Genomic DNA, 1,121 nt, shown 5'->3' with positions numbered 1-1,121 from the left:
TACGCGATGATAAAAGCGTTGAACAAGCTTACTGGGTTAGGTATGCCTGAAACTTGTCGTATTGACTAAGAAATACGCGAAACGGGGTGGCTCTATCTCTAAATTTAATTACGCAACAAAGCCACGGCTATGGTCAAGTTCTTAAACGTTCAAGGAAGCGCCCGTGCGAGTAAAATACACGACGTAGCGGGTAACCTACGTACCGGTATCGATATGATCTACGCCAAGTCTGCGATTGCTGGCGTTGAGGGAGAGTGCAACTATGTAGAAAAAACGGAAATTGAAACCTACTACGTCTGTCATGGCTACCCAATAGCTTATGTGGATTCACTAAGAAGGCTGCTCAATATCGACAGAACAGAGCTTCACGTGATCAACAAAGAAGTCGATCCTGGCAGCAATGCCGAAAGAGTAGCTGCTATCTCTTTTGACGCAGATAGCTACACCTATTCACCTAAAGGTGACTTTTGTCAGGTACTCTATCAACCAGAAAAAGAACCTCAAATCGTCGTACTTGATGGCGCATGTTAAATACTCAATGATTGTACTCATTCAGAAGTTAGAGCTAAGCCATCGAGACAGGTCTTTGAATATCATGTGGTTACAATAATTTTGTTCAAAAATAATACGAATAGGGCTAAGTTGTTGCTACTTACATCTTTAAGTGCTGTTTACGTTATAACATGAACTTAATTCATATCTTATTTTTTATAATTGGACTGTAAAGATCTACATAGGTGCATGTCTGATATAGATATCAACAGTGTTTTGGTTAAACACCTTTCGTAAATAGATAGGTATAAATATATAAATAAAATAGCATCCTCGTGCTATCTAAAACTTCCCACCTAAAAATTTCATTATTTAATAAGACATAAGAATACAAATAAAGCAAACTCAAAATACAATATTATCAATGCCATCATCTAGCCATATAATTCAATTACTAAAATCATGTCTCAATTAAATTATATTAACATTACATAAATTTACATAATCTATACCCAATCAACTTGAAGATGCAGGCTTAAACACCTGAAAATTGTCATTGATTCGAGACGTCAACGAACCTGCAATCTCTGGAAGAGTTACAGTAAAAAATTGGTCTATGGCTTCCTTGA

2 pseudogenes are annotated in these 1,121 nt (G+C 36.7%); one reads left to right on the top strand and one right to left on the bottom strand.

Features of this window, described 5'->3' with window-relative positions:
- Positions 1–120: 120 nt before the first annotated feature.
- Positions 121–531 (top strand): annotated as a pseudogene (locus H5300_RS26730) (histidine kinase); the annotation flags it as partial.
- A 477-nt stretch (positions 532–1,008) separates the two neighbouring features.
- Here the strand turns inward: H5300_RS26730 and H5300_RS26725 are convergent.
- Positions 1,009–1,121 (bottom strand): annotated as a pseudogene (locus H5300_RS26725) (IS630 family transposase); the annotation flags it as partial.

It is taken from the genome of Vibrio sp. SG41-7 (assembly GCF_014164465.1).
GTDB lineage: Bacteria > Pseudomonadota > Gammaproteobacteria > Enterobacterales > Vibrionaceae > Vibrio > Vibrio splendidus.
This window is presented reverse-complemented; position numbering and strand designations above follow the sequence as displayed.